Source organism: Streptomyces sp. NPDC037389 (assembly GCF_040636475.1).
Classification (GTDB): domain Bacteria; phylum Actinomycetota; class Actinomycetes; order Streptomycetales; family Streptomycetaceae; genus Streptomyces; species Streptomyces hesseae.
Genome location: NZ_JBEZUS010000080.1, coordinates 643 through 1,111 on the forward strand (window position 1 = coordinate 643; position 469 = coordinate 1,111).

The window sequence follows — 469 nt, forward strand, 5'->3', positions numbered from 1 at the left end:
GTTCACGGTAGGTGACTCGGCCACTACGGACCAGTGTGGGAATACGCCATCCTCATCCGCCCGGCGCACGTCGGGCGCATGGTCGCACACCCGAACTCGCCCTTGCATGAGGGAAGTTGGACGCTCACTCTAGCCAGAAGCAGACACTGGCCGCCACATGAGTCCTTCACTCGATCGTGAGCGGTGCGGGTGCCCACGAGTTGACGCAGTCTGAGCAGGGGGTTACATGACCGCCGAACCGCTGGAACGTTCCCTCGACCACCACGACCAGCTCACGCGAACCGGTGTCACACCGGACGGCCTGCCACTGGACCTGCGCACGGCACGGGAGTCCGACCTTCCGGAACTGCGGCGGCTGGACGAGGAGGTCTTCCAGGAGTTCGCCTATCCCGGGTTCCTGCTGCGCCAGCTCTTCGACATGTACGAGGAACACTTCCTGGTCCTCGACGACGGCACGGGCCGGCTGCGC

At 65.0% G+C, this 469-nt stretch carries 1 pseudogene; it reads left to right on the forward strand.

What is annotated here, in order from left to right:
• Positions 1 to 226 precede the first annotated feature (226 nt).
• Positions 227 to 469, forward strand: a pseudogene (locus AB0E98_RS33905) (GNAT family N-acetyltransferase); the annotation flags it as partial.